The organism is Nonomuraea soli, assembly GCF_013761175.1.
Classification (GTDB): Bacteria; Actinomycetota; Actinomycetes; order Streptosporangiales; family Streptosporangiaceae; genus Nonomuraea; species Nonomuraea soli.
The window spans coordinates 570,549-592,652 of sequence record NZ_JACDUR010000006.1; the positions used below are offsets into that span (position 1 = coordinate 570,549).

Genomic DNA, 22,104 nt, shown 5'->3' on the forward strand with positions numbered 1-22,104 from the left:
TCAACCCAGGGCCACGTTGGCGGAGGTCACCAGCCGGTCGCGGTCACCGGGCAGCGGCCCGCCGCGCACCATCAGCTTCGTCGCGAAGAACGGCGTGACCCCGTGGGCCGCCGCCCACCGTGACATCTCCTCCTGGCGGGTGTCGAGGTCGAGCCGCACGCGCCTGCCCTGGGCCAGGTCGGCGATCAGTGCCTGGGCGTGCTCGGGGGAGTGGGCGACGATCGGCCCGCCGACCCAGTTGTCGCCGGTGTCCCACACGCTGCCGTAGGCGGCGATCTCCCCGTCGTCCTCGATCACACGCATGCCCGGCAGCTTCGCGAGCAGGGCCGAGCGGTCGGCCTCGAAGAGCTTGGCGTCGAGTTCCCTGACTCGTTCCAGGTCCCGCGGGGTGGCCGGACGTGACCGGCCGCTGGGCTCGCCGGTGAACTCGCCGGCGTGGGAGCTCACCTCGCCGACGGTCTCGAAGCCCAGCTGCTCGTAGAGCGGCCTGCCGTTGGGCGTGGCCGTGAGCGACAACACCCGGTCGCCCGCCTGCTCCAGCACGTGCTTCGTCAAAGCCCTGGCCAGACCCTTCCTGGCCTGGTCGGGGGCGGTCAGGACCATGCTGATCACGCCGTAGCGGTCGCCGTAGTTCGTCAAAACCACCGTGGAGACCAGGCGGCCTTCGACGCGCAGGCCGTACACCTGGCCCACCTCGAACAGCAGCCCCCACTTGAGGCGCTCGGGCGACCAGTCGCGGCTCCTGGCCAGGGTCACGCACTCGTCGAGGTCGGCGAAGGTCAGGCGGTCCATCTGCATGGACCCATGGTGGTAGCTCGCGGCGGCGAAGCCAAATCGTTTATGCACGTCGCAGTGCTTCGAGCGCGACCTCCAGCGCCTGGCCGGCGGGGGTGGCGATGTGCGGCTCGACGCCCGTGCCCTCCCAGTTGCCGCCGGTGACCGGGTTGACCGAGGCGCCGACGGGGATGGTCGCCTCCAGGTGGTCGCCGACCCGGAAGGCGTCGCGCGGGTTGGCGCCGCCGCGCGTCGTCTCGCCCACGAGGGTCGCCCTGCCGCTGTGCTTGAGGTCGTAGGCGGTCGCCTCGCCGCCGGAGAAGGTCTTGGAACTGGTCAGCACGTAGACCGGGACGCCGGGGGCCATCTTGCGACCGGCGACGTGGGGCAGCGTCCACGCCTGCCTGATCCTGTCGGTCTTGCGCTCGTAGATGCCGCTGACCTCGACGGGCTCGTCGCCGAACAGGTAGCTCAGGAAGAGCGTCACCATCCCGGGCTCGCCGCCCAGGCACTCGCGCAGGTCGATGATCAGGGAGTCGGCGTCCGACAGCAGTGTCATGGCGGCGGCGTAGGCCTCTCCCGCGATGACGGCGGGGAAGATCAGCGGCTTGATCGCGAGCAGGCCGATGTTGCCGTCGAGGCGCTCGACGGTGCCGATGCCGTTGGCGGTGGTGCGGGCCCAGGCCCGCATCTGCTCGAACTGGACGGCCTCGTCGTCGTGCGCGTCCGCCAGCGGTTCCGCGTGGTGCACGAGGCGCAGGTGCTTGTCGCCGTTGACCGACTGCAGGTCGAGGGTGACCTCGCGGGCCAGCTCCTCGTCGTTCAGCCCCGAGTAGGCGCCCTCGGCCTCGCGCTTGGCGAGGGCGGCGCAGATCTGGGAGGCGATCTCGGGGAAGACGTAGTGCTCGGTGAGCAGCTCGCTGAGGCGCGTGATCGGTGTCATGGCAGAAGTAGAGCATTCGGCTGGATTAAGCGTCAAGAGTCGTTTACTCTTTACTCATGGATGAGGAGCTGGAGATCGCCGACGCGGTGCAGTACCACGCCTTCGGGCACCCACTCAGGCAGAGGATCCTGTTCGCGCTCGGGCAGGACCCGGCCACCATCAGCCAGCTGGCGAGCACCCTGGACTGCCAGAAGGGCAGCGTCGCCCACCACCTGAAGGTGCTGCGCGAAGCCGGGCTGGTGCGCCCGGGCCAGACCCGGCGGGTGCGCGGCGGCACCGAGCAGTACTTCGAGCGAGCCGCCCGGCGCTTCCACTTCACCGGGCCCGCCGCCACCGGCCAGATCGTGAACACCCTGCAGGTCCTGGCCGACGGGGTGGCCGCCTCGCCGTCCGACCCCTTCGTCGTGATGAGGCACGTCCGGCTGAGCGCCGCCCAGCTCGAACGGCTGACCGAGGCGATCAAGGAGGTGGTCGCCCTGGAGGAGACCGAGCCCTCCGCCCCCCGCCACGCGATCGTCGTCGGCGTCTACGAGCTACCCTCGGCCGGGTGAAGAGTGTGATCGCCATCGACGTGGGTGGCACGACGATGAAGGGCGGCCTCGTCGCCGAGGACGGGCGGCTCCTGCACGAGGAACGACGGCCCACCCCGCGCGCCGACGGCCCGGAGCGGGTCATCGCCGAGATCTCCCGGTTCGCCGCCGGCCTCCAGGCACTCGCCGCCTCACCCGTCGCCGTCGGCCTGGCCGTGCCCGGTCTGGTCACCGCCACCCACGCGGTCTACTCGGCCGCCATCGGCTGGCGCGACGTGCCGAAGGCGGCATTCACCGCGACCGAGCTGCCGGTGGCGCTGGGTCACGACGTGCGCGCGGCGGGGGAGGCCGAGCTGGCCTTCGGAGGCGGCGACGGCGAGGTGCTCTACCTGCCCATCGGCACGGGCATCGCGGGCGCGGTGGTGCTCGGCGGCGTGCCGTACGGCGGAGCGGGCGGCTGGGCGGGGCAGATCGGCCACATCCCGGTCCGGCCCGACGGGCTGGCCTGCTCCTGCGGCCAGCGGGGGTGCCTGGGCGCCTACGCCTCGGCCTCCGCCGTCGCCCGTGCCTACGGGGTGGAGTCGGCCGCCCGGGTCGTCGAGGCCGCGGCGGCCGGCGAGCCGCGTGCCGTACGGATCTGGGAGCAGGCCGTCGAGGCGCTGGCCGTCGCCCTGGCCACCTACACACTGCTACTCGACCCGCGCAGGATCGTGATCGGCGGCGGCCTGTCGCTGGCCGGTGAGCACCTGCTCGCCCCGCTGCGCGAGCGGCTCGCCGCGCGCCTGACCTTCCGCGCCGCGCCCGAGCTGGCGGCCTCCACCCTGGGCACGCGTGCGGGACTGCTCGGCGCCGGTCTCCTGGGCTGGCGTTACATCGCGGCCGTGACCACATGAGGACACCCCGTCACCGTTGACACCACCTGCCCCAGAGCGCGACGTTGGGCCATTCCCCATCGAAAGGAACCCACGTGCGCGTCATCTGGATGTCCCTGGTCGTGGCCGCCGCCCTGTTAGGCGTTCCCGCGGCCTCCAGCGCCGCCGCGGCGCCCACGGTGATCTTCACCAAGGTCTTCTACGACAGCCCCGGCCCTGACCGCCGCGACAACAAGACGCTCAACGCCGAGTACGCCGTCATCAAGAACGTCTCCAAGGCGCCGGTGGAGCTGACCGGCTGGATCCTGCGCGACAAGACGGGCTACAAGTACCGCTTCGCCGACGGCACCGTCCTGCGCCCGGGCGCCAGCCTGCGGATCAACAGCGGGCAGGGCACCGACAAGGGCACCACCCGCTACTGGGGACGCAAGTGGTACGTCTGGAACAACGACACCGACGTCGCCTCGCTGCGCGACGCCGCGGGCAAGACGGTCACCAGCTGCTCGTGGTCGGTCAAGCCCGACGGGCGCACCCCGTGGACCGGCTGCAAGGCCAAGCCGAAGCCCACCCCGACCCCGACCCCGACGCCGACGCAGGAGCCGGGCGGCGCCCCCCTCGGCAGCATCGACAACCCCTACCCCGACGTGCACCCCGGCGCGTTCTGCAAGCCCGAAGGCGCGTACGGCACGACGGCCAAGGGCACGCTGATGCGATGCACGCGCAAGGCCGGCGAGGACCAGCCGCGGTGGCGGGCCGCCTGAGGCCCGCGCCCGGCCGTCAGGGGGCGGGCACGTCGGCGACCTGGGCGCGCAGCTCCTCGCCCAGGGCCTTGGCCTGAGGATCGAGGCGCGGGCTGGCCGCGACGCCCCGGCCGAGCAGGCCGTGGACGACGAAGTTGACGGCGTGCAGGTTGGGCAGCTCGTAGCGGTCGATGCGGTACGGCTCCAGGTGGGGGAGCAGCCGCTTGAGGCCCTCCGTGGTGAGGGCCTCGGCCAGCCAGGCGTAGTGGGCGGGCTGCCGCACCCACACGCCGAGGTTGGCGTTGCCGCCCTTGTCGCCCGAGCGGGCGCCGATCACGGTGCCGAGCGCGGCCCTGACCGTCGGCGACGGGCCTCCGGGCACGGGCACGTGAGCGGGCACGGGCGCTTCGCCGGAGGGCGGTGGCGCCGGCCCCTCATAGGCGACCGGGACACCGTCGAGGTGGATCACCGGGTGCACGTCGGCCGCCGGGACCAGGACCGGCCAGTAGATCCCGTACGGCGAGGCGTCGCCTGGCGGGGTCAGCCCGTAGAAGCCGGGGAAGGAGGCCAGGCCGGTCTCGACGACGGCGCTGGAGAACCGGCGCCCCGCCACGGCCTTGTCCGGCGACATCACCGTGATGCGCAGCAGCGGCGGATCGAAGGAGACGTCCACCCGCTCGAACGACTCGCGCGGCACCCGCGCCCAGATCGCCTCCTCGGCCAGCCGGGCCTTGGCCTCCTGGTCGAGCCCGGTGACCATGAGGGTCATGGTGTTGCGGTAGCCGCCGAGGTGGTTCACGGCGACCTTCAGCGTGGCGGGCGGGGCCTCGCCGCGCACGCCGGAGACACGCACCCGGTCGGGCCCGTCGTCGGCGAGCTCGATGGTGTCGAAGCGGGCCACCACGTCGGGGCCGGGGTAGCGGGGCGAGCCGATCTCGTACAGGAGCTGGGCGGTGACCGTGCCGACCGAGACGCGGCCGCCGGTGCCGGGGTGCTTGGTGATCACGCTCGACCCGTCGGCGTGCAGCTCGGCGAGGGGGAAGCCGCAGTGCGCCAGGTCGGGGATCTCGGTGAAGAAGGAGTAGTTGCCGCCGGTCGCCTGGCAGCCGCACTCGAGGATGTGCCCGGCGACCACCGACCCGGCCAGCGCGTCGAGATCGCCGGGCTGCCAGCCGTACCACCAGATGCCCGGCCCGGTGACCAGCGCGGCGTCGGTGACGCGGCCGGTGATGACGACGTCGGCGCCCGCCTCCAGCGCCGCCGCGATGGGGCGGCCGCCGAGGTAGGCGTTGGCGGTCAGGGGGGCGGCGTCGAGCGGCTCGCCGGTGTCGGCGTTGGTGAGGTCGAGGTCGCGCCCGGTCAGGTCGTCGCCGGTGACGCAGGCGATCCTGGCGCCGAAGCCCAGCTTGGCGACCGCCTCGGCGCAGCCCGCCGGGTCGAGGCCGCCCGCGTTGGAGACGACCTTGATGCCGCGCTCCAGGCAGGTGCCGAGCACCTGCTCCATCTGCTTGACGAAGGTGGGCGCGTAGCCGGGACGGCCCTTCAGCCGGTTGCCCGCCAGGATCAGCATGGTCAGCTCGGCCAGCCAGTCGCCGGTCAGCACGTCGATGGGGCCGCCCTCGACCATCTCGCGGGCGGCGGACAGGCGGTCGCCGTAGAAGCCGCTGCAGTTGGCGATCCGCAGGACGCCCGGGTCCGGCCTCACCGTCAGAGGGTCCATTTCGGCGGCCTCTTCTCCATGAAGGCGGCGATGCCCTCCTGGCCCTCGTCGGAGGTGAACCGCTGGGCCGACAGCGCGGCCATCTTGCGCATGCCCTCGTCGAAGGAGACCGACGGGAGCTCGCGCAGCAGCCGCTTGGTGATCGACAGCGCCTCGGGGCCGCCCTTGACGAGCATCTCGGCGTAGTGCCGCACGGTGGCGTCGAGCTCCTCCTCGGGGACGGCCCGGTTGATCAGGCCGATCTCCTGGGCGCGCGCGGCGTCGAAGACCTCGCCGGTCATCAGGTATTCGGAGGCGGACCTGGCGTCCAGCCGGCGCAGCACCGGGACGGAGATCATCGCGGGCGCGACGCCGAGCCGTACCTCGGAGAAGGCGAACGAGGCGGTCAGCGGGGCGATCGCGAAGTCGCAGGAGGCCACCAGGCCCAGGCCGCCCGCGCGGGCGGTGCCGTTCATACGGCAGATGACCGGTTTGGGCGACTCCCAGATCAGCGACATGATCTCCGGGAAGGAGGCGGTCACCGGCGCGTCCGTGGCGCCGCGCGCCGGCTCGATGCGCTGCTCCTTCAGGTCGGCACCCGAGCAGAACACCCGGCCTGTGCCGGTCAGGATGATCACGCGTACGGCCGGCTCGGCCAGTGCCCAGTTCAGCCGGTCCTCGAGATCGGTGAGCAGCCGCACCGACAGCGCGTTGCGGTTGGGGGGCGAGTCAAGGGTGATCGTGGCGATCCCGCCGTCGAGCTGCTTGTGAACCAGGCGTGTCATGCCCTCTCCCCTTCGGAGATGCCTTGGGAGATGACGGCCAGCACGGCTCCCGCCTCGACCTGCCGGCCCTTCTCCACCGCTACCTCGGACACCACGCCGGAGGCGGGGGCCACGATCTGATGCTCCATCTTCATCGCCTCGAGCACGACCACCACCCGGCCCGCGTCCACGTGATCGCCCGGCTCGACCTCGACGCGCAGCACGCTACCGGGCATCGGGGCCAGCAGGGAGCCGGGGGCCACCTCGACGACCGGCCGCGGCAGCCGGGGCAGGGCGGTGAGGCGTACGGAACCCAGCGACGAGTCGACGTGGACGGTGTCGCCGTAGGTGGACACGTGGAAAGTGTGCCGCAGGCTCCCGCGTTCCATGGTCACCCTGGTCGGCGTGGCGCTGATCACCGTGACGCCCTCGGGGAGCGGGTCGTAGACCACCTCCGCCTCGGCGAAGCGGGCCGTGCGCCGCTGGGACCGCACGTTGCGCCATCCGGCGGGGACGCTCCGCAGGACCGTCGCCCGCTCGCGGTTGGCCGCCGCTCCCGCCAGCGCCGCCGCCAGGGCGGACACGTCGGTGGGCGGGTCCTTCGGTGGGAGGCCCCGGTCGAGGAAGCCGGTATGGGTGTCGCCCGCGAGGAACGCCTCGCTCTCCAGGACGTCCACGAGCAGATCGCGGTTCGTCGTGATGCCGTGGAGCCTGGCGTCCTTGAGGGCCCGGACGAGCTTCCTCACGGCCGCCGTACGGCTGGAGCCGAAGGCGATGACCTTGGCGAGCATCGGGTCGTAGAACGTCGTCACCACCGAGCCCGACTCGACGCCCGCGTCGACCCGCACGTCACCCGGGATCTCGAAGAGGTGCAACGGCCCGCTCTGCGGCAGGAAGTCGCGGTCCTCGGCGTACAGGCGCACCTCGACGGCGTGCCCGGAGGGGGACGGCGCCGCCTGCGGCAGGCGCGCGCCCTCGGCGATCTCCAGCTGGAGCGCGACCAGGTCCACCCCGTGGACGAGCTCGGTCACCGGGTGTTCCACCTGCAGGCGGGTGTTCATCTCCAGGAAGGCGATCGTCTCGTCCTTGACCAGGAACTCCACGGTGCCCGCGCCGACGTAGCCGATCTTCCTCGCGGCCCGTTCCGCCGCCTCGAACAGCCGGCCCCTGACGGCGTCGGTGATGCCGGGTGAGGGCGCCTCCTCGATGACCTTCTGGTGGCGGCGCTGGATCGAGCACTCCCGCTCGCCCAGGGTCCACACGGTGCCGTGCCCGTCGGCCAGGACCTGCACCTCGATATGCCTGGCCCGCTCCAGGAGCGGCTCGGCGAAGACCGTGCCGTCGCCGAAGGCCGCCTGCGCCTCGCGTGACGCGGCGGCCATGGCCTCGTCGAGCTCCCGCGGCTCGCGCACGATCCGCATGCCCCGGCCGCCGCCGCCCTTGGCCGCCTTGACCAGCAGCGGGAAGCTCTGCCCGTCGGCGGTCAGCACCGGGACCCCGGCCTCCCGCATGAGGCGCTTGGCCGCCACCTTGTCGCCCATCGCGGCGATGGCCTCCGGCGACGGACCGACCCAGGTCAGCCCGGCGTCCAAGACCGCCTGCGCGAACGCGGCGTTCTCCGACAGGAACCCGTATCCCGGGTGCACGGCGTCGCATCCGGAAGCGCTGCAGGCCCGCAGGATCTCCTCGATCGACAGGTAGGGGGAGGGGCCGCCGAGCCGTACGGCGTGGCCGGCCTCGGCCACGTGTGGCGCGTCCGCGTCGGCGTCGGAGAAGACCGCCACGGTCTCGACGCCCAGCGAGCGGCAGGTGCGGAAGACGCGCCGGGCGATCTCGCCCCGGTTGGCGACCAGCAGACGGGTGATCATGGCCGGAACACTCCAAACCCGGAAGGCGCGGGAAGCGGGGCGCTGTTGACCGCCGACAGGCAGACCCCGAGCACGGTCCGCGTGTCGCGCGGGTCGATGACGCCGTCGTCGTAGAGGCGGCCCGACAGGAAGAACGGGAGCGACTCGGCCTCGATCTGCGCCTCCACCATGGCCCGCATCGCCGCGTCGGCCTCCTCGTCGTAGACCTGCCCGCGCGCCTCGGCGGCGGCGCGGCCCACGATCGACAACACCCCGGCCAGCTGGGCGGGCCCCATGACCGCCGACTTGGCGCTCGGCCACGAGAACAGGAAGCGGGGATCGTAGGCGCGCCCGCACATGCCGTAGTTGCCCGCGCCGTACGACGCTCCCATCACGACGGTCAGGTGCGGCACGGTCGAGTTCGACACCGCGTTGATCATCATCGCGCCGTGCTTGATGATGCCGCGCTGCTCGTAGTCCTTGCCGACCATGTAGCCGGTGGTGTTCTGCAGGAACAGCAGCGGGGTGCGCGTCTGGTTGGCCAGCTGGATGAACTGGGTGGCCTTCTGCGACTCCTCGCTGAACAGCACGCCGCGCGCGTTGGCCAGGATGCCGACGGGGAAACCGTGGATCGCCGCCCACCCGGTCACCAGGCTGCCGCCGTACAGCGGCTTGAACTCCTCGAACTGGCTGCCGTCGGTGATGCGCAGGATCACCTCGCGCGGGTCGAACGGCCGGCGCAGGTCCTCGGGCACGATGTCGAGCAGGTCGTCGGCGGGCAGCACCGGCTCGCGTACGGCACGCGGCTCCGCGCCCAGCTTGCGCCAGTTGAGCGACCTGACGATGGAACGCCCGATCCGCAGCGCGTCGTGCTCGTCGGCGGCCAGGTAGTCGGCCAGGCCGCTCACCCGCGCGTGCATCTCCGCCCCGCCCAGCGACTCGTCGTCGGACTCCTCGCCGGTGGCCATCTTGACCAGCGGCGGCCCGCCGAGGAAGACCTTCGCGCGCTCCTTGACCATCACGACGTGATCGCTCATGCCGGGCACGTAGGCGCCGCCCGCCGTCGAGTTGCCGAAGACGAGGGCGATCGTCGGGATGCCCGCGGCGCTGAGCCTGGTCAGATCGCGGAAGATCCGGCCGCCCGGGATGAAGATCTCCTTCTGGGTGGGCAGGTCCGCGCCGCCCGACTCGACCAGGTTCACGTACGGCAGGCGGTTCTGCAGGGCGATGTCCGCGGCGCGCAGGGTCTTCTTGAGCGTCCACGGATTCGACGCGCCGCCGCGCACGGTCGGGTCGTTGGCGGTGATGAGGCACTCGACGCCCTCGATGACGCCGATGCCCGTCACCACGCTGGCGCCCACGGGGAAGTCGCTGCCCCAGGCGGCCAGCGGCGACAACTCCAGGAAGGGGGAGTCGGGGTCGATCAGCAGCTCGATGCGCTCGCGGGCGAGCAGTTTGCCGCGCCTGCGGTGCCGCTCGACGTATTTCGGCCCGCCACCCTCGGTGGCCTTGGCCAGCTCGCCGGAGAGCTCGGCCAGCTTGGCGAGCATCGCCTCCCTGTTGCTCACGGCGCCACCTCCGTAATTGACGTGGGCGTCAACCCGATGGCCCGCGCCCAGAGCTTCGTGAGCAGCGCGACCGCGGTCTCCTCGTCGGCCTGCTCACCCAGATCCAGCCAGACATGAGCGAAATGCTCCACCATGCCGCCCAGCATGATCGCGGTCAGCCGCGGGTCCAGCGACGGATCGGCCAGGCCCTGCTCCTGCAGCCGCCGCAGCCCGTCGGCGCCACGACGGACGAAGACCTCGCGCACCTCCAGCAGCAGCGCACGGAACCGGTCGTCGCCCGCCGCCGCCTGCTCCAGCATCCGCACCATGCGCGAATTGGCCGCCCAGGCGCGCAGGTAGAGGCGGTTGGCCGCCTCGATGCGCGCCCGCGGATCGCCCGGCGCCAGCGAGCCGACGACGTTGGCGGCGAACATCTCACCCATCACGGCGCTCGTCACCTCGGTGAACAGCGCCTCCTTGCCGGAGAAGTAGGTGTAGAACGTGCCGTGCGACACGCCCGCCCGCGCGCACACGTCGTCGACGCGCACGGCGTCGAAACCCTGCTCCTCGAAAGCCTCACGGCCCGCCTGGACCAGCGCCGACCTGGTCCGCTTGCCGCGAGCGGTCAGCGCCTCCGACTTGACGATCACGTCAACAATCTAGCCCCGGGCGGGCGCCCGGGGGAAGTCACCTCTTGGTGGTGCTCGGGCTGGGACTCGGGGTCGGGCTCGGCGACCCCGTCGGGCCCGAGTCCGGGTCGATCATGTCGCGCTTCTTCTTCTTGGTCGGCGTGGGCGACGGCTTGGCCGTGGTGGGCTTCTGCGTCGGCCGGGGGCGGTAGGTGGGCACCGTGACGGTCGGCGTCTTCGTCGGCCTCTTGGTGCGGGTCGGGCGGATGACGATCGTCTTGGTGGGGGTCGGGGTGGGAGTCGGCTCCTCCTCGGCCACCGGCTCGGCGGACGCGGTGTTCTGGGAGGCGACCAGCCGGGCCGTGGTGTCGGGGGCGTTCAGGCGGAGGAACACCAGCGTGCCGGCCGTCGCCAGGACCACGGTCGCGGCCACGGCGGACAGGGTCAGGACGAGGGTACGGCGCGGCTTGCCGGCCCTCGCGCGGGCGGTGGAGGCCCGCGTGAGTCCCCGGCCGGGCACGGGGGGCGGGACGGGGGCGGCGTCCTGGGGGTTCAGGGGAGTGGGGCGGGAGGCTTCGGGGGAGAAGGGGTTGGGAGGCTGCGGCCCACCGCCGTGGGGTCCGCCGCCTTAAGGTCCGCCGTGAGGTGCGGCGCTGTGGGGGCCCGTCATCGGCTGAGGCGCGGAGAACGGCTGCGGCCCGGACCACGGCGACGGGCCCGAACCGTGGCCGTGTTGCTGCATCGGCCCGTGCCCCTGCGAGGGCCCGTGCATCGGGCCATGTCCCGGTCCTGGCCCCTGCCCGTGTCCCGGCCTCTGGCCCGAGGGTCCCTGGGCGGCGGCGGGCGGTGGTGCGGTCGGCGGCGCCCCGGGCGGGGGCGTCGCGGCCGTGGGCGGGGCTGCCGGGGCCGGGCGCGGCACGGGGGCGGGGTCGCTGAGCCTGAACGGCACCGGCGCGGCGCTCCCGAGCCCCGATGACGGCGGCGCCACCGGCTCGATCGCGGCGGCCGGAATCGGCTGCCCCGTCAACCTCAACACCAGCTGATCGGCCGTGGGCCGCTGCGACGGGTCCTTCGACAGGCACACCGCCACGAGCTCCCGCAGCGCCCCCTCCATCCCGTCCAGCGCCGGCTCCTGGTGCAGGATCCGGTTCATCACCGCCGGGATGCTGTCCGACCCGAACGCCGCCTGCCCGGTGGCGGCGAACGTCATCGTCACACCCCACGCGAACACGTCGGCCACCTCGGAGACCGGCGCCCCGGTGAGCTGCTCGGGAGCGAGGTAGGCGGGGGTGCCCATGGCCAGCCCCGTGGCGGTGCCACCCGGCGAGTCGAGCTGCCGCGCCACCCCGAAGTCGATCACGACGGGCCCTTCCGGCCCCATGAGGACGTTGGCGGGCTTGAAGTCGCGGTGCAGGATCCCGGCCCGGTGGATGGCCGCCAGTGCGGTAGCCGTACTGATCGCGATGCGTTCGAGGGCCGCTCCGCGGCGCGGCCCCTCGTTCTGCACGAGCTCCCGCAGCGAGGGTCCTGGCACGTATTCGCTCACGATGTACGGCCGCGACCCGTCGAGGTCGGCGTGCAGCACCGGAGCCGTGGAGAAGCGCGCCACCCGCTGGGCGACGGCGACCTCGCGCAGGAAGCGTGTACGGGCCTCGGGATCGGCGACGAGCGCCTGATGGAGGAGCTTGATCGCCACCTGCTCGCCGGAGACGCCGCGGCCGAGGTAGACGACACCCTGACCGCCCTCGCCCAACCGGGCGACCACGTCGTAGGCGCCCAGGCGCCGCGGATCGCCGGCCGACAACGGCTGGAACTGACTCACCGGTACCCCCTGACCCCGCACACAGTTGGGGCAAAACGGTACCAGTGTGACTGTTGACCCGTCTCAGGCTTGTCGTGTCAGATACGCTCTGATCGCCTGCGGCGGAGCACGACGACCAGGTCAACCGCGGCCACCAGCGCCAGCACCACGGAGAGAATCGCCGCCGCCACCCAGCCGTTGCTCGCCGCGATCACCGCGCACACGCCGGTGATCACCAGGCCGAACACCGCCAGTACGAGCCGCAGCCCCAGCGCGCTACGCGGGCGTTCCCCGGTCGGGGACAGCCACCCCCACATCCGGTCGGATCGGTTCACGGTCGCTCACCTCTCCTCTCCGGATTCCTACCCGGCCTCCACCCGGCAAACGGTCCCTCGTTTGCCGCCCGCCGCCCCGGGTAGGCGGCTCCGCTCGCGAAGCGGGAGGAGACGCTCATGCTGCTGGTCGACCGCGAGTGTGTTCGGCGGCTGATGGAATCGCCCGACCCTGACGCGACCCTGGTGTTCGTCAGGGGAGAGTGCCTGGTCCTTCCGGCAGGGGAGATCGACGAGGCCCACCGCGGCCTCATCGTGGGGCGGCAGGAGGAGATCGCCCGCCTGATGCCCGCGGGCGACCTCACCGACGAACGCCTCGACCTCCTGGCCCACCGCCTCGACAACGTGGTGCGCGACCTCGGCGGCTGACCGGGGCCGTCACGGTCCCGGAGGTCAGCCGCAGTGGCTCCAGCCGCTCTTGAAGGTCTTGCCCGCCCACGAGCCGCCCCAGATGACGCACGTCTTGGCCGCCGCGAGCCGTACCGGGCCCGCATACGCCGTGAACGAGCCGGAGTCGGTGGCGGTGGCGCCGCCCTTGACCTGCAGGACGGCGCTCGCCGGCACCTTGGTCGCCGAGACGTACTTCGACAGCGTCACCACGCAGTTCCTGGTGCCGTTGTAGAGCAGGTAGACGGTGGCGACGGTGCCCAGGGCGCGTGAGTCGATCACCTTGTAGCCGGAGCCGCAGACCCCCGCCGCCGTGTAAGGGTTCGGCTTGGGGGCGGCCGTGGTCTTGGTGGGGGTGGGGGTCGGCTTCACCGTCGGCGTCTTGGACGGCGTGGGTGTCGGGGCCTTGGTCGGCGTCTTGGAGGGCGTGGGGCTGGGGGACTTGGAGGGGGACTTCGACGGGCTGTTGGAAGGAGTCTTCGACGGGGTCGGCTTGCGGGTCGGCGTCGGCTTGGTGCTCGGCTTGGTGGTCGGGCGGGTCGTCGGCCTGGTGCTGGGCGGGGTGACGGCTCGCCTGGTGGGCTTCGGCGGGGCCAGGGTGATGGTTCCCGAGGGCTCGGGGGAGACCGCGGCGGAGTTCGGGTCCGTGGGGTCGGCGGAGCCGTCGGGGCCGTGGGCGTCGGGGCCGTTGGGGTCGCTGGAGTGCTGGCCGCCGGGGTTGCCTCCGGCGGCGCCGCCTTCCGCGGTGGGGCCGCCGGCGGCGACGAGGCCCGCTGCCTGGGAGGTCTGGCCCGCCTGGGTGATCACGATTCCGGCGCCCACGGCGATGGCCAGGGCCGCCGCGCCGGACAGGGCGACCATGAGGCCCCGCCGCTGAGGCTGCGCCTGGCGGCGGCGGGACGAGGCGCGGGTGAGACCCCCACGGAGCTGCTCCCGATCGGGGACAGCGGGCGGCACGGGGCTGGCCGAAGGCGCGGGGCCGCCAACTGGAGGCACGTGGCCAACCGGAGGCACGGGACCCCGTGGAGGCACGGGGTCGGGTCGGGCTCCGTGACGGGCTCCGTGACGGGCGCCGGGCTCCGTGGCGCCGCCTCCCGCCGACGCGGCGCCACCAGGGCCGGCCGCCGAGGGGCCCTGCCCGCCGAGCGGCGCGGGGCCTTGCCCGCCGAGCGGCGCGGGGCCCTGCCCGCCGAGCGGCGCAGGGCCTTGCCCGCCGAGCGGCGGCGCGGGGGGCATGGGCGGCAGCGGTGCGATCCCCGGCGGTGTCGAGGGCGCCGCCACCGGCTCGATGGCCGAGGCCGGGATCGGCTGTCCCGTGAGCCGCAGCACCAGCCGGTCAGCCGTGGGCCGCTGGGCCGGGTCCTTCGACAGGCACTCCGCCACCAGCCCCAGCAACGACCCGTCGAGCCCCTCCAGCAGGGGCTCCTGGTGCAGGATCCGGTTCATCACCGCAGGAATGGTGTCCGCACCGAACGCGGGTTTCCCCGTCGCCGCGTACACCATCGTCACGCCCCACGCGAACACGTCCGCCGCCTCGGAGACGGGGTGCCCGCTGAGCTGCTCGGGTGCGAGGTAGGCGGGGGTGCCGACGCTCATCCCCGTGGCGGTCGTCCCCGGCGAGTCCAGCGCCCGCGCGACCCCGAAGTCGATCACGACGGGCCCTTCGGGCCCCATGAGGACGTTGGCGGGCTTGAAGTCGCGGTGCAGGATCCCGGCCCGGTGGATGGCGGCGAGCGCGGTGGCGGTGCTGATCGCGATGCGCTCCAGGGAGGCCCCGCGCCGCGGCCCCTCGTTCTGCACGAGCTCCCGCAGCGAGGGCCCCGGCACGTATTCGCTCACGATGTACGGCCGCGACCCGTCGAGGTCGGCGTGCAGCACCGGAGCGGTGGAGAAGCGCGCCACCCGCTGGGCGACGGCGACCTCGCGCAGGAACCGCCCGCGTGCCTCCGGGTCGGCGACCAGGGCCCGGTGCAGCAGCTTGATCGCCACCTGCTCGCCGGAGGACGCCCGGCCGAGGTAGACGACGCCCTGACCGCCTTCGCCCAGGCGGGCGACCACGTCGTAGGCGCCCAGCCGCCGTGGATCATCCGCCGACAGCGGCTGGTACTGCGTCACCCCAGACCCCTCTCGTAAAAGTGGGGCAAAACGCTACCAGAGTGACGATCAGATGGCTTTGCCCGGATTGAGAATGCCGAGCGGATCGAACACCGCCTTGATGCCTTGCTGCACGTCAGCGGTCACGGGGCCGGATTCGAGAGAAAGCCAGCGCCGCTTCAGCACGCCCACCCCGTGCTCGCCGGTGAGGGTGCCGCCGAATTCGAGCGCCTTGGTGAACACCTCGTCCGCCGCCGCCCACACCTGTGCGGGCGGCTCGGCCGTACCGTGGTCGAAGACGAAGACCGGGTGCAGGTTGCCGTCGCCGGCGTGGGCGACGGTGCAGATCATCACGTCGTGGCGGGCGGCGGCGGCCTCGATGGCCGAGATCATGTCCGGCAGCGCCGAGCGCGGCACGCAGACGTCCTCGACGAGGCAGGCGCCCAGGCGCTCCTTGGCCTGGTAGGCCATGCGGCGCACGGCGATCAGCTCCTCGGCCTCGGCGGGTGACGACGACACGGCGACGAAGGTCGCGCCGCTGGCCTCGCACAGCCGCCCCATCGCGGTGATCGCCGCCTGGCTGTCGGCGGCGTCGGACTGGCCGATCAGCATCGCCTGGGTGGAGTCCTCCAGGCCGATGTTGCGCCAGTCGTCGATGGCCTTCAGCGTGGCACGGTCCAGCATCTCCATCAGCGACGGCTGGCATCCGGCTGCCATGATCGCCGAGACGGCCGCGGCGGCGTCGCGCAGGGAGCCGAACTCGGCCGCGAACGTCGCGGGGGGCGCCGCGGGCGCACGGCGCAGCCGTACGGTCGCCGACGTGATCACGCCGAGCGTGCCCTCCGAGCCCACGAACAGTCCGGTCAGGTCGTAGCCGGTCACGCCCTTCATGGTGCGGCGCCCGGTGTTGAGCACCCGCCCGTCGGCCAGGACGACCTCCAGGCCGAGCGCCGAGTCGCGGGTCACGCCGTACTTCACGCACCGCAGGCCACCGGCGTTGGTCGCCAGATTTCCGCCGATGGTGGAAATCTCATAAGAGGAGGGATCGGGGGCATACATCAGCCCATGCTCACGTGCGGCCCTGTCCAGATCAGCGGTGATCACCCCGGGTTCCACCACGGCGATCTCGTCGGCGGGCGACAACTCCGTGATCGCGGTCATGCGCGCCAGCGAGAGGATCACCGAGCCCTCGGAGGCCGTCGCGCCCCCGGCCAGCCCGGTGCCCGCGCCGCGCGGCACGACCGGCACCCGGTGCTCGCTCGCCCACCGCATCGTGGTCACCACATCGTCGCGGGTACGGGCCAGCACGACGGCCAGAGCCTTGCCGGGTTCCAGGAACGTCCTGTCACGGGCGTAGGAATCGATCACATCGGGATCGGTCAGCAACCGTCCCTCTGGAAGATTTTCGGCAAGTGCGTCAAGTGAGCTCACGGGAGCAACTTTACGGTTTGCGTGGACAGTCCGATCAGACCAGACTTGCCCGGGTGGATACGAGCTGCCCGGTGTGTAAGGGGGACGACCAGGTAGCAGCCGTGCCTGGCGTCGTCGCCGCGGGGACCACGTTCAAGATCGGTCGTGTCCGCATGCCACGCGACCGCGAGGTGGCCGACCTGCCCGCCGTACCCGTCACGCGCAAACACGTGATGAGCCGCACGCAGCTGGCGATCTGGCTGTCGTTCCCGCAACGCCACTACACGCCGTGGGCGCGCAACCAGGGCTACATCATGCTCGGCGTGGCCGCCCTGGTGCACCTGGTCACCTCGCTGGTGCTGGCCATGGCCCGCGAGTCGAGCTGGGGCGAGGTGCTCCTGGCCCCCTTCTGCCTGACCGGCGTCTTCTGGGGCCTGGGACTGCTGTTCGTGATCGGCTCGTACGGCGCGCGCAAACGTGACCTGGCCGAGGCGCCCGCCCGCGAGAGGGCCATCGAGGTCTGGGAGAGCCTGCACTACTGCCGCCGCGACAACATCGTCTTCGAGCCGGGCGTGGGGGTGACCTTCCACCCCAGCGAGACGCGGCAGTACATCTTCGGCTTCCGCCGGTGATTTGAGCACCTGCCTACTCATGCGCATCCCCGGAACGCGACTCATCGTGAGGACGCAGGCGCAATCCCGGAGGAGTGAGCATGAGACAGTCGATCAAACGCTACGTCCTGGCCCCGGCGGCCGCGGCCGCCCTGCTGACCGTGGCGGTCCCCTCGGCGACGGCGGGCGCGGGCTCGGAGTCGGTGGCCAAGCCCGGCGCGGCGGTGACCACCTTCAACGACCCCAGCTGCTGGAAGAACGTCGTCAACGACGTCAAGGGCGCGGCGACCAAGGCGGGACTGAACGAGTGGTGGCGCACGAAGTACACCTTCGCCGCCTCCAACAGCAGCGTGCAGGTGTTCGTCACCTTCTTCCCGACGGGTGACACCAGCAGCCTGGGCTTCCGCCCGACCGCCTACGCCGTCTACGCCAGCGCCGACACCTCGGACTCGGCCAAGTACTACCGCGACCGGGTCAAGGCCAACATCCTGGCGATTCAGTACATCGACTACTGCTGACGGCGCCGGTGGCCCGGCGCCGCACAGCCGGGCCGTCAGGCGTTGGCCGCCCGCACGCACACGGTCAGCCCGTAGATCGCCTGCTCCAGCTCCTCCAGGTCGGGGAAGGTGGGAGCGATGCGGATGAACCGGTCGTCAGGGTCCTGGCCGTAGGGGTGGGTCGCCCCCGCCGGGGTCAGCGCGATGCCCGCCGCCTTGGCCCTGGCCACCACGTCGGCGGCGTTGGGCACCTCCAGCGTGATGAAGTAGCCGCCGTGGGGGGCGGTCCAGGTGGCCAGCTCGCCCAGCTCCTTGCGCAGGATCTGGTCGACCAGCTCGAACTTGGGCGCGACGATCGCGGCGTGCCCGCGCATGTGGGCCGCGATGCCGTCGGCGTCACGCAGGAACTCCACGTGGCGCAGCTGGTTGAGCTTGTCGGGCCCGATGGACTGCTTGGCCGTGTGCGACAGGAACCACTCCACGTTGGCCGGGGAGGAGCCGAAGAAGGAGATGCCGCTGCCGGCGAGCGTCACCTTCGAGGTGGAGCCGAAGACGAAGGCCCGGTCGGCGTTGCCGTACTCCTCGCAGAGCGCGAGCAGGTCGGCGAGCTGGTCGTGCTGGTCGCTCAGGTGGTGGACGGCGTAGGCGTTGTCCCAGAAGACGCGGAAGTCGGCGGCCGCCGTCGGCATGGCGGCCAGGCGGCGCACCACGTCGTCGCTGTAGGTGATGCCCGAGGGGTTGCTGTACTTCGGCACGCACCAGATGCCCTTGACGGCGGGGTCGTCGGCGGCCAGGCGCTCGACCACGTCCATGTCGGGGCCCTCGGCGGTCATCGGGACGGCGACCATCTTGATGCCGTAGCGCTCGCAGATGGCGAAGTGCCGGTCGTAGCCGGGCACCGGGCACAGGAAGGTGACCTCCTGCTCGGCCCACCGCCGCTCGGCGCCGGGCATCGTGCCGAGCAGCGCGAAGACGATCGTGTCGTGCATGACGGCCAGGCTGGAGTTGCCCCCGACGACCAGCTGGCCGGCGGGCACCTGCAGCGCCGCGGAGAACAGCTCCCTGGTCTCCTTCAGCCCCTGGAGGTCGCCGTAGTTGCGGGCGTCGATCCCGGCGCCCGTCTTGGTGGTCGTGGGGAGTTTGAGCATCGCGTCGGACAGGTCGAGCTGCTGGGCCGAGGGCTTGCCACGGGTCAGGTCGAGCTTCAGGCCACGCTGGACGAGGGCCTCGTAGTCACGCGATGCAGTCATGCAGCAGAGGATAGGAGATGACGCGCATCGGCTCAGACCATTCCGGAGTGTGGACACCAGCTCTGTCCCCCTAAAACGGGACTTGGCATGAGATCATCTTGCGGGTCAGGCTGGCTCATGCGGGAGTGGGACATGATCAAGATCGCGGTCGTCGACGATCACGATCTCATCCGCCACGGCCTGGAGCACATCCTGCGCGGCACCGGCGAGTTCGAGGTGGTCGCGAGCGGGCGCGACGTGAGCGTGCTGGACGGCAGGGCGGAACCCGACGTCCTCATCCTCGACCTCTACCTCGGCGTCGACGAGCCGTGCCTGACCGCCATCGCCGAGCTGGCGCCGCTGTACAACGTGCTGGTGATCTCCGCCTCCGCCAAGCCCGGCGACCTGGTCAGGGCGATCAGGGCGGGGGCGCGCGGCTACGTCACCAAGAGCGACCCGGCCGAGCTCATGGCCACCGCGCTGCGCACGGTCGCCGCGCGCGGCTTCTACCTGTCGGCGGGCCTGGCCGACATCCTGCACGCCCAGCTCGCCGCCCCGGCGCCGGACCCCGCGCCCGCCGTACGGCTCGCGCCCCGCGAGGAGGAGACGCTCGCCTACATCGCGCAGGGTTTCACCTACGACCAGATCGCGCGGCGCATGGGCATCAAGAAGTCGACCGTCGACACCCACATCGAGCGCATCCGGCGCAAGCTCCAGGTCGACAACAAGGCCCAGCTGATCGCCGCCGCCCTGCGGCGGATCGAGCGCGGCGGGTGACCCGGGTCGCGCCGGGTGGCGAGGCGCGCAGGCGCATCGAGACGGCACTCGCCTGGACCGTCATTCTCTTCCGAGCCGGAGCCTTCGCCGAGGTCATCGCCCTCAACTATGTCGGCGACAGCGGCCTGCGGCGGCAGGTCCCCGGCTTCGCGCCCGCCCTGGCCCTGCTCGGCGTCGAGAGCGCGATCGTGGTCGCGCTCGCCTGGCGCCGCCGGAGGGTGCCTCCGGCCTGGCTGATCACCGCCGACGCGCTGCTGACCGCGGCGACGGCGATGGCCATGACGCTGGTCGCGGGCACGGCGATCAAGGATTCCGGCCCCGACTTCATGCTGCCCTACATGCTGCTGGTCTCCATCGGCATCGGCATGGCCTTCCGGACTCTGCCCGCCGCCCTGGCGGCCACACTGCCGCTCGTCGTCGCCTACCTGTACATGCAGGCCTGGAGCGGCTTCTTCTGGCTGGGCGCCGTGCCGCACGGCATCGGCTTCTGGGTCGACTCGGGCATCGCCTGGTTCATCGCCGCGTTGCTGCGCCGCAACGCCACCGAGCTCGACGAGACCCGCGAGCAGGTCGCCAGGCTGGCCGCCGAGCAGGAGCGCACCCGCAACGGGCGCGTCCTGCACGACCGGGTGCTGCAGACGATGGAGGCGCTGGTCCGCGACGGCTGGCTGGCCGACGAGCGGGTGCGGGGCCACGTCGCCGCCGAGGCGCGGTGGTTGCGCGGCTACGTGCGCGGCGACCACGACAGCTCGGGCAGCAACCTCACGGCGGCGCTGGAGGAGGTCGTCGAGCAGGCGATCCGCGCGGGGCTGGCGGTCGACCTCAACGCCGCCGGGCTGCGCGCCGCCGGGGCGGTGCTGCCGGTGGAGACGGTCGAGGCGGTGTCGGGCGCGGTGCGCGAGGCGCTGACGAACGTGCGCAAGCACGCGGGCACCGGGCACGCGGTCGTCAGGGCGCGGGTGCACGACGGCCACGCGGTCGTCGGGGTGCTGGATCACGGCGTCGGGTTCGACCCGGCGGGCGTGCGGAGGGGCGTGGGGCTGAGCGGCTCCATCGAGGGCCGCGTCGCCGACGCGGGCGGCAGCGCCCGCGTGGAGTCGGGTCCCGGCGAGGGCACGCTGGTGGAGCTGCGTGTCCCGCTTTGAATCCCCCTCTATTTCCCGACTGTCACCCGCCTGACCGTCCGCCGACACTGATCGGCATGAAACGATCTCTCGCTCGCGCCGCGGCCGTCCTGATCACCGCCGCAGGGCTCACGACCGTCGCCCCGTCGTCCGCCGGGGCGGCCGCCGCCCTCTGCTCCGGGTACTCCTGCGACGGCACCTACTCCTCCAAGACCGGCTGCTACGCCGGCTCCTACACCCCCACCAGGTCCGGCACCGCCGTCGTGCGGACCTCGCGCGGCACGCTGCGCATGTTCTACGGCCCCGCGTGCAAGACCAACTGGGCCAGGTTCGCCCCCAGCAGGCCCGGCGGCTACCGGGTGACGATCGTGCGCGAGCCCGTCGACGACTACGAGGAGACCGGTTACGTCGAGGAGCGCGCCGTGAGCGAGGACGCGATCCCGGCCCTGCGCATCCGCACCCCGCAGGTCTACGCGCCGGTCGCCGAGGCGCTGGCCTGCGTCGAGCATCAGACGGCCAAGGGCAACTGGGTCAGGCTGGGCTGCACGGACTGGATCTGACCTCTGCGGACGCGGCCGGGGGGAGGCGCTCACGTCACGTTCCTGCCGAGGAAGTCGCGGGTCAGCTCGACGATCTCGGTGAGGTTCGTCTCCAGCGCCCAGTGGCCGCCGTCCAGCAGGTGCAGTTCGGCCTTGGGCAGGTCGCGCAGGTACGCGCGGGCGGCGCCCTCGGGCATGTAGCCGTCCTGCGGCCCCCACACGATCAGCGCCGGCGGCTGGTGCTCGCGCAGGTAGGCCTGGTAGCGGGGGAACCACTCCAGGTTCTCCTTCAGCCCCTCCATCAGGCCCACCATCACCTGCCTGCGCACGGGCCGGTCGATCAGCGGCCACGACAGCTTCCACAGGTCGGGGCTGATCAGCTCCACCAGGTGATCGTCCACCTCGCCCACGAACTCGTGGCGGAAGCCCTCCTCGCTGACCGCGTCGGCCAGGGCCTGCCTGCTGCCGGGAGTGGGGTGATTCCAGTGTTCCCGCAGCGTGCCGTACTTGGGCCCGAGCTCGTCCTCGTAGATGTCGCCGTTCTGGATGATCAGCGCCGTGATGCGCTCGGGGGCCTTCATGGCCAGCCGCAGGCCGATCTGGGAGCCGTAGTCGTGCAGGTAGAGGGCGAACGACGACAGGCCCAGCCGTGCGGCGAAACGGTCGAGGAAATCGGCGTATCCCGCGAAGGAGTAGGCGAAGTCGTCCGGGTCCGGGGTGCCGCTGTAGCCGAATCCCGGCAGGTCGGGCGCGATGGTGCGCCAGCGGTCGGCCAGGGCGGGCATGAAGTGGCGGAACTGGAAGGACGAGCTCGGGTAGCCGTGCGGGAGCAGCAGGACGGGCGCGTCGGCCGGTCCTGCCTCGCGGTAGAAGGTCTCGATGCCGTCGACGTCGATGGTGTGGTGCCTCATCCCGCCCACCTGCCCAGGCCGGAAGGCGAGTCACCTAGACTTGGCCG

23 protein-coding genes are annotated in these 22,104 nt (G+C 72.1%); 9 read left to right on the forward strand and 14 right to left on the reverse strand.

Going from position 1 to position 22,104, the window contains the following annotated elements; translation table 11 throughout:
* Both HNR30_RS30760 and HNR30_RS30765 read right to left on the reverse strand, forming a co-directional pair.
* Positions 1-798, reverse strand: coding sequence for a GNAT family N-acetyltransferase (locus HNR30_RS30760; RefSeq protein ID WP_181613544.1), 798 nt, complete (start codon positions 796-798; stop codon positions 1-3).
* Between the two features lie 40 nt (positions 799-838).
* Positions 839-1,717: a S41 family peptidase gene (locus HNR30_RS30765; protein WP_181613545.1), complete on the reverse strand. Its 879-nt coding sequence runs from the start codon at positions 1,715-1,717 to the stop codon at positions 839-841.
* Between the two features lie 56 nt (positions 1,718-1,773).
* Here HNR30_RS30765 and HNR30_RS30770 point away from each other — a divergent pair, with 56 nt between their 5' ends.
* From HNR30_RS30770 to HNR30_RS30780, 3 genes are all read left to right on the forward strand, one after another.
* Positions 1,774-2,268 carry an ArsR/SmtB family transcription factor gene (locus HNR30_RS30770; protein ID WP_181613546.1) on the forward strand — a complete coding sequence of 165 codons (495 nt, stop codon included), beginning with the start codon at positions 1,774-1,776 and terminating at the stop codon, positions 2,266-2,268.
* A complete protein-coding gene (locus HNR30_RS30775) occupies positions 2,265-3,140 on the forward strand; it encodes an ROK family protein (protein ID WP_181613547.1) in 876 nt (291 codons plus the stop codon). The genes HNR30_RS30770 and HNR30_RS30775 overlap by 4 nt, the downstream gene beginning before the upstream one ends.
* 74 nt (positions 3,141-3,214) lie before the next feature.
* Complete coding sequence (locus HNR30_RS30780; RefSeq protein ID WP_181613548.1) at positions 3,215-3,880, forward strand: lamin tail domain-containing protein; 666 nt, start codon at positions 3,215-3,217, stop codon at positions 3,878-3,880.
* A 16-nt stretch (positions 3,881-3,896) separates the two neighbouring features.
* Here HNR30_RS30780 and HNR30_RS30785 read toward each other — a convergent pair whose 3' ends face one another.
* The 8 genes from HNR30_RS30785 to HNR30_RS30820 form a co-directional block, all read right to left on the reverse strand.
* Entirely contained in the window at positions 3,897-5,564 is a 1,668-nt protein-coding gene (locus HNR30_RS30785; protein WP_312894750.1) for an acyclic terpene utilization AtuA family protein, read from the reverse strand.
* 2 nt (positions 5,565-5,566) lie between these two features.
* Positions 5,567-6,343: an enoyl-CoA hydratase-related protein gene (locus tag HNR30_RS30790; RefSeq protein ID WP_181613550.1), complete on the reverse strand. Its 777-nt coding sequence runs from the start codon at positions 6,341-6,343 to the stop codon at positions 5,567-5,569.
* Positions 6,340-8,190 carry an acetyl/propionyl/methylcrotonyl-CoA carboxylase subunit alpha gene (locus HNR30_RS30795; RefSeq protein WP_181613551.1) on the reverse strand — a complete coding sequence of 617 codons (1,851 nt, stop codon included), beginning with the start codon at positions 8,188-8,190 and terminating at the stop codon, positions 6,340-6,342. The genes HNR30_RS30790 and HNR30_RS30795 overlap by 4 nt, the downstream gene beginning before the upstream one ends.
* On the reverse strand, positions 8,187-9,719 hold the full coding sequence (locus tag HNR30_RS30800) for an acyl-CoA carboxylase subunit beta (protein WP_181613936.1): 1,533 nt from the start codon (positions 9,717-9,719) through the stop codon (positions 8,187-8,189). The genes HNR30_RS30795 and HNR30_RS30800 overlap by 4 nt, the downstream gene beginning before the upstream one ends.
* A 14-nt stretch (positions 9,720-9,733) precedes the next feature.
* Positions 9,734-10,366, reverse strand: a complete 633-nt coding sequence (locus HNR30_RS30805; RefSeq protein ID WP_181613552.1) for a TetR/AcrR family transcriptional regulator — start codon at positions 10,364-10,366, stop codon at positions 9,734-9,736.
* A 37-nt stretch (positions 10,367-10,403) separates the two neighbouring features.
* Positions 10,404-10,865 (reverse strand): hypothetical protein, encoded by a 462-nt coding sequence (locus tag HNR30_RS30810; RefSeq protein WP_181613553.1) that lies wholly within the window; start codon positions 10,863-10,865, stop codon positions 10,404-10,406.
* A 108-nt stretch (positions 10,866-10,973) separates the two neighbouring features.
* Positions 10,974-12,167 (reverse strand): serine/threonine-protein kinase, encoded by a 1,194-nt coding sequence (locus HNR30_RS30815; protein ID WP_312894751.1) that lies wholly within the window; start codon positions 12,165-12,167, stop codon positions 10,974-10,976.
* 77 nt (positions 12,168-12,244) lie between these two features.
* The gene (locus HNR30_RS30820; RefSeq protein WP_312894752.1) at positions 12,245-12,481 is read right to left on the reverse strand and encodes a DUF6343 family protein; all 237 of its coding nucleotides are present in this window, start codon (positions 12,479-12,481) and stop codon (positions 12,245-12,247) included.
* Between the two features lie 117 nt (positions 12,482-12,598).
* Between HNR30_RS30820 and HNR30_RS30825 the strand changes: the two genes are divergently transcribed.
* Positions 12,599-12,847, forward strand: a complete 249-nt coding sequence (locus HNR30_RS30825; RefSeq protein WP_181613554.1) for a hypothetical protein — start codon at positions 12,599-12,601, stop codon at positions 12,845-12,847.
* A 24-nt stretch (positions 12,848-12,871) separates the two neighbouring features.
* Here the strand turns inward: HNR30_RS30825 and HNR30_RS46980 are convergent, their stop codons facing one another.
* Complete coding sequence (locus HNR30_RS46980) at positions 12,872-14,980, reverse strand: serine/threonine-protein kinase (RefSeq protein WP_312894754.1); 2,109 nt, start codon at positions 14,978-14,980, stop codon at positions 12,872-12,874.
* A 48-nt stretch (positions 14,981-15,028) separates the two neighbouring features.
* Positions 15,029-16,390, reverse strand: coding sequence for an FAD-binding oxidoreductase (locus HNR30_RS30835; RefSeq protein WP_181613555.1), 1,362 nt, complete (start codon positions 16,388-16,390; stop codon positions 15,029-15,031).
* A 101-nt stretch (positions 16,391-16,491) separates the two neighbouring features.
* On the opposite strand from HNR30_RS30835, the gene HNR30_RS30840 reads away from it, so the two are divergent.
* Both HNR30_RS30840 and HNR30_RS30845 read left to right on the forward strand, forming a co-directional pair.
* Positions 16,492-17,001, forward strand: coding sequence for a hypothetical protein (locus HNR30_RS30840; RefSeq protein WP_181613556.1), 510 nt, complete (start codon positions 16,492-16,494; stop codon positions 16,999-17,001).
* Positions 17,002-17,081: 80 nt separating this feature from the next.
* The gene (locus HNR30_RS30845) at positions 17,082-17,498 is read left to right on the forward strand and encodes a hypothetical protein (protein WP_181613557.1); all 417 of its coding nucleotides are present in this window, start codon (positions 17,082-17,084) and stop codon (positions 17,496-17,498) included.
* A 35-nt stretch (positions 17,499-17,533) separates the two neighbouring features.
* On the opposite strand, the gene HNR30_RS30850 is transcribed toward HNR30_RS30845, so the two are convergent.
* Positions 17,534-18,727 carry an aspartate aminotransferase type Ic gene (locus HNR30_RS30850; protein ID WP_181613558.1) on the reverse strand — a complete coding sequence of 398 codons (1,194 nt, stop codon included), beginning with the start codon at positions 18,725-18,727 and terminating at the stop codon, positions 17,534-17,536.
* Positions 18,728-18,859: 132 nt separating this feature from the next.
* On the opposite strand from HNR30_RS30850, the gene HNR30_RS30855 reads away from it, so the two are divergent.
* Genes HNR30_RS30855 through HNR30_RS30865 form a run of 3 tightly spaced genes read left to right on the forward strand, consistent with a single transcriptional unit; the run spans position 18,860 to position 21,167 of the window.
* Positions 18,860-19,483, forward strand: a complete 624-nt coding sequence (locus tag HNR30_RS30855) for a LuxR C-terminal-related transcriptional regulator (protein ID WP_181613559.1) — start codon at positions 18,860-18,862, stop codon at positions 19,481-19,483.
* The gene (locus HNR30_RS30860; protein WP_181613560.1) at positions 19,480-20,628 is read left to right on the forward strand and encodes a sensor histidine kinase; all 1,149 of its coding nucleotides are present in this window, start codon (positions 19,480-19,482) and stop codon (positions 20,626-20,628) included. Before HNR30_RS30855 ends, HNR30_RS30860 begins: the two co-directional genes overlap by 4 nt.
* A gap of 56 nt (positions 20,629-20,684) precedes the next feature.
* A complete protein-coding gene (locus HNR30_RS30865) occupies positions 20,685-21,167 on the forward strand; it encodes a DUF2690 domain-containing protein (RefSeq protein ID WP_181613561.1) in 483 nt (160 codons plus the stop codon).
* 29 nt (positions 21,168-21,196) lie between these two features.
* Here HNR30_RS30865 and HNR30_RS30870 read toward each other — a convergent pair whose 3' ends face one another.
* Entirely contained in the window at positions 21,197-22,057 is an 861-nt protein-coding gene (locus HNR30_RS30870) for an alpha/beta fold hydrolase (RefSeq protein WP_181613562.1), read from the reverse strand.
* Positions 22,058-22,104 lie beyond the last annotated feature (47 nt).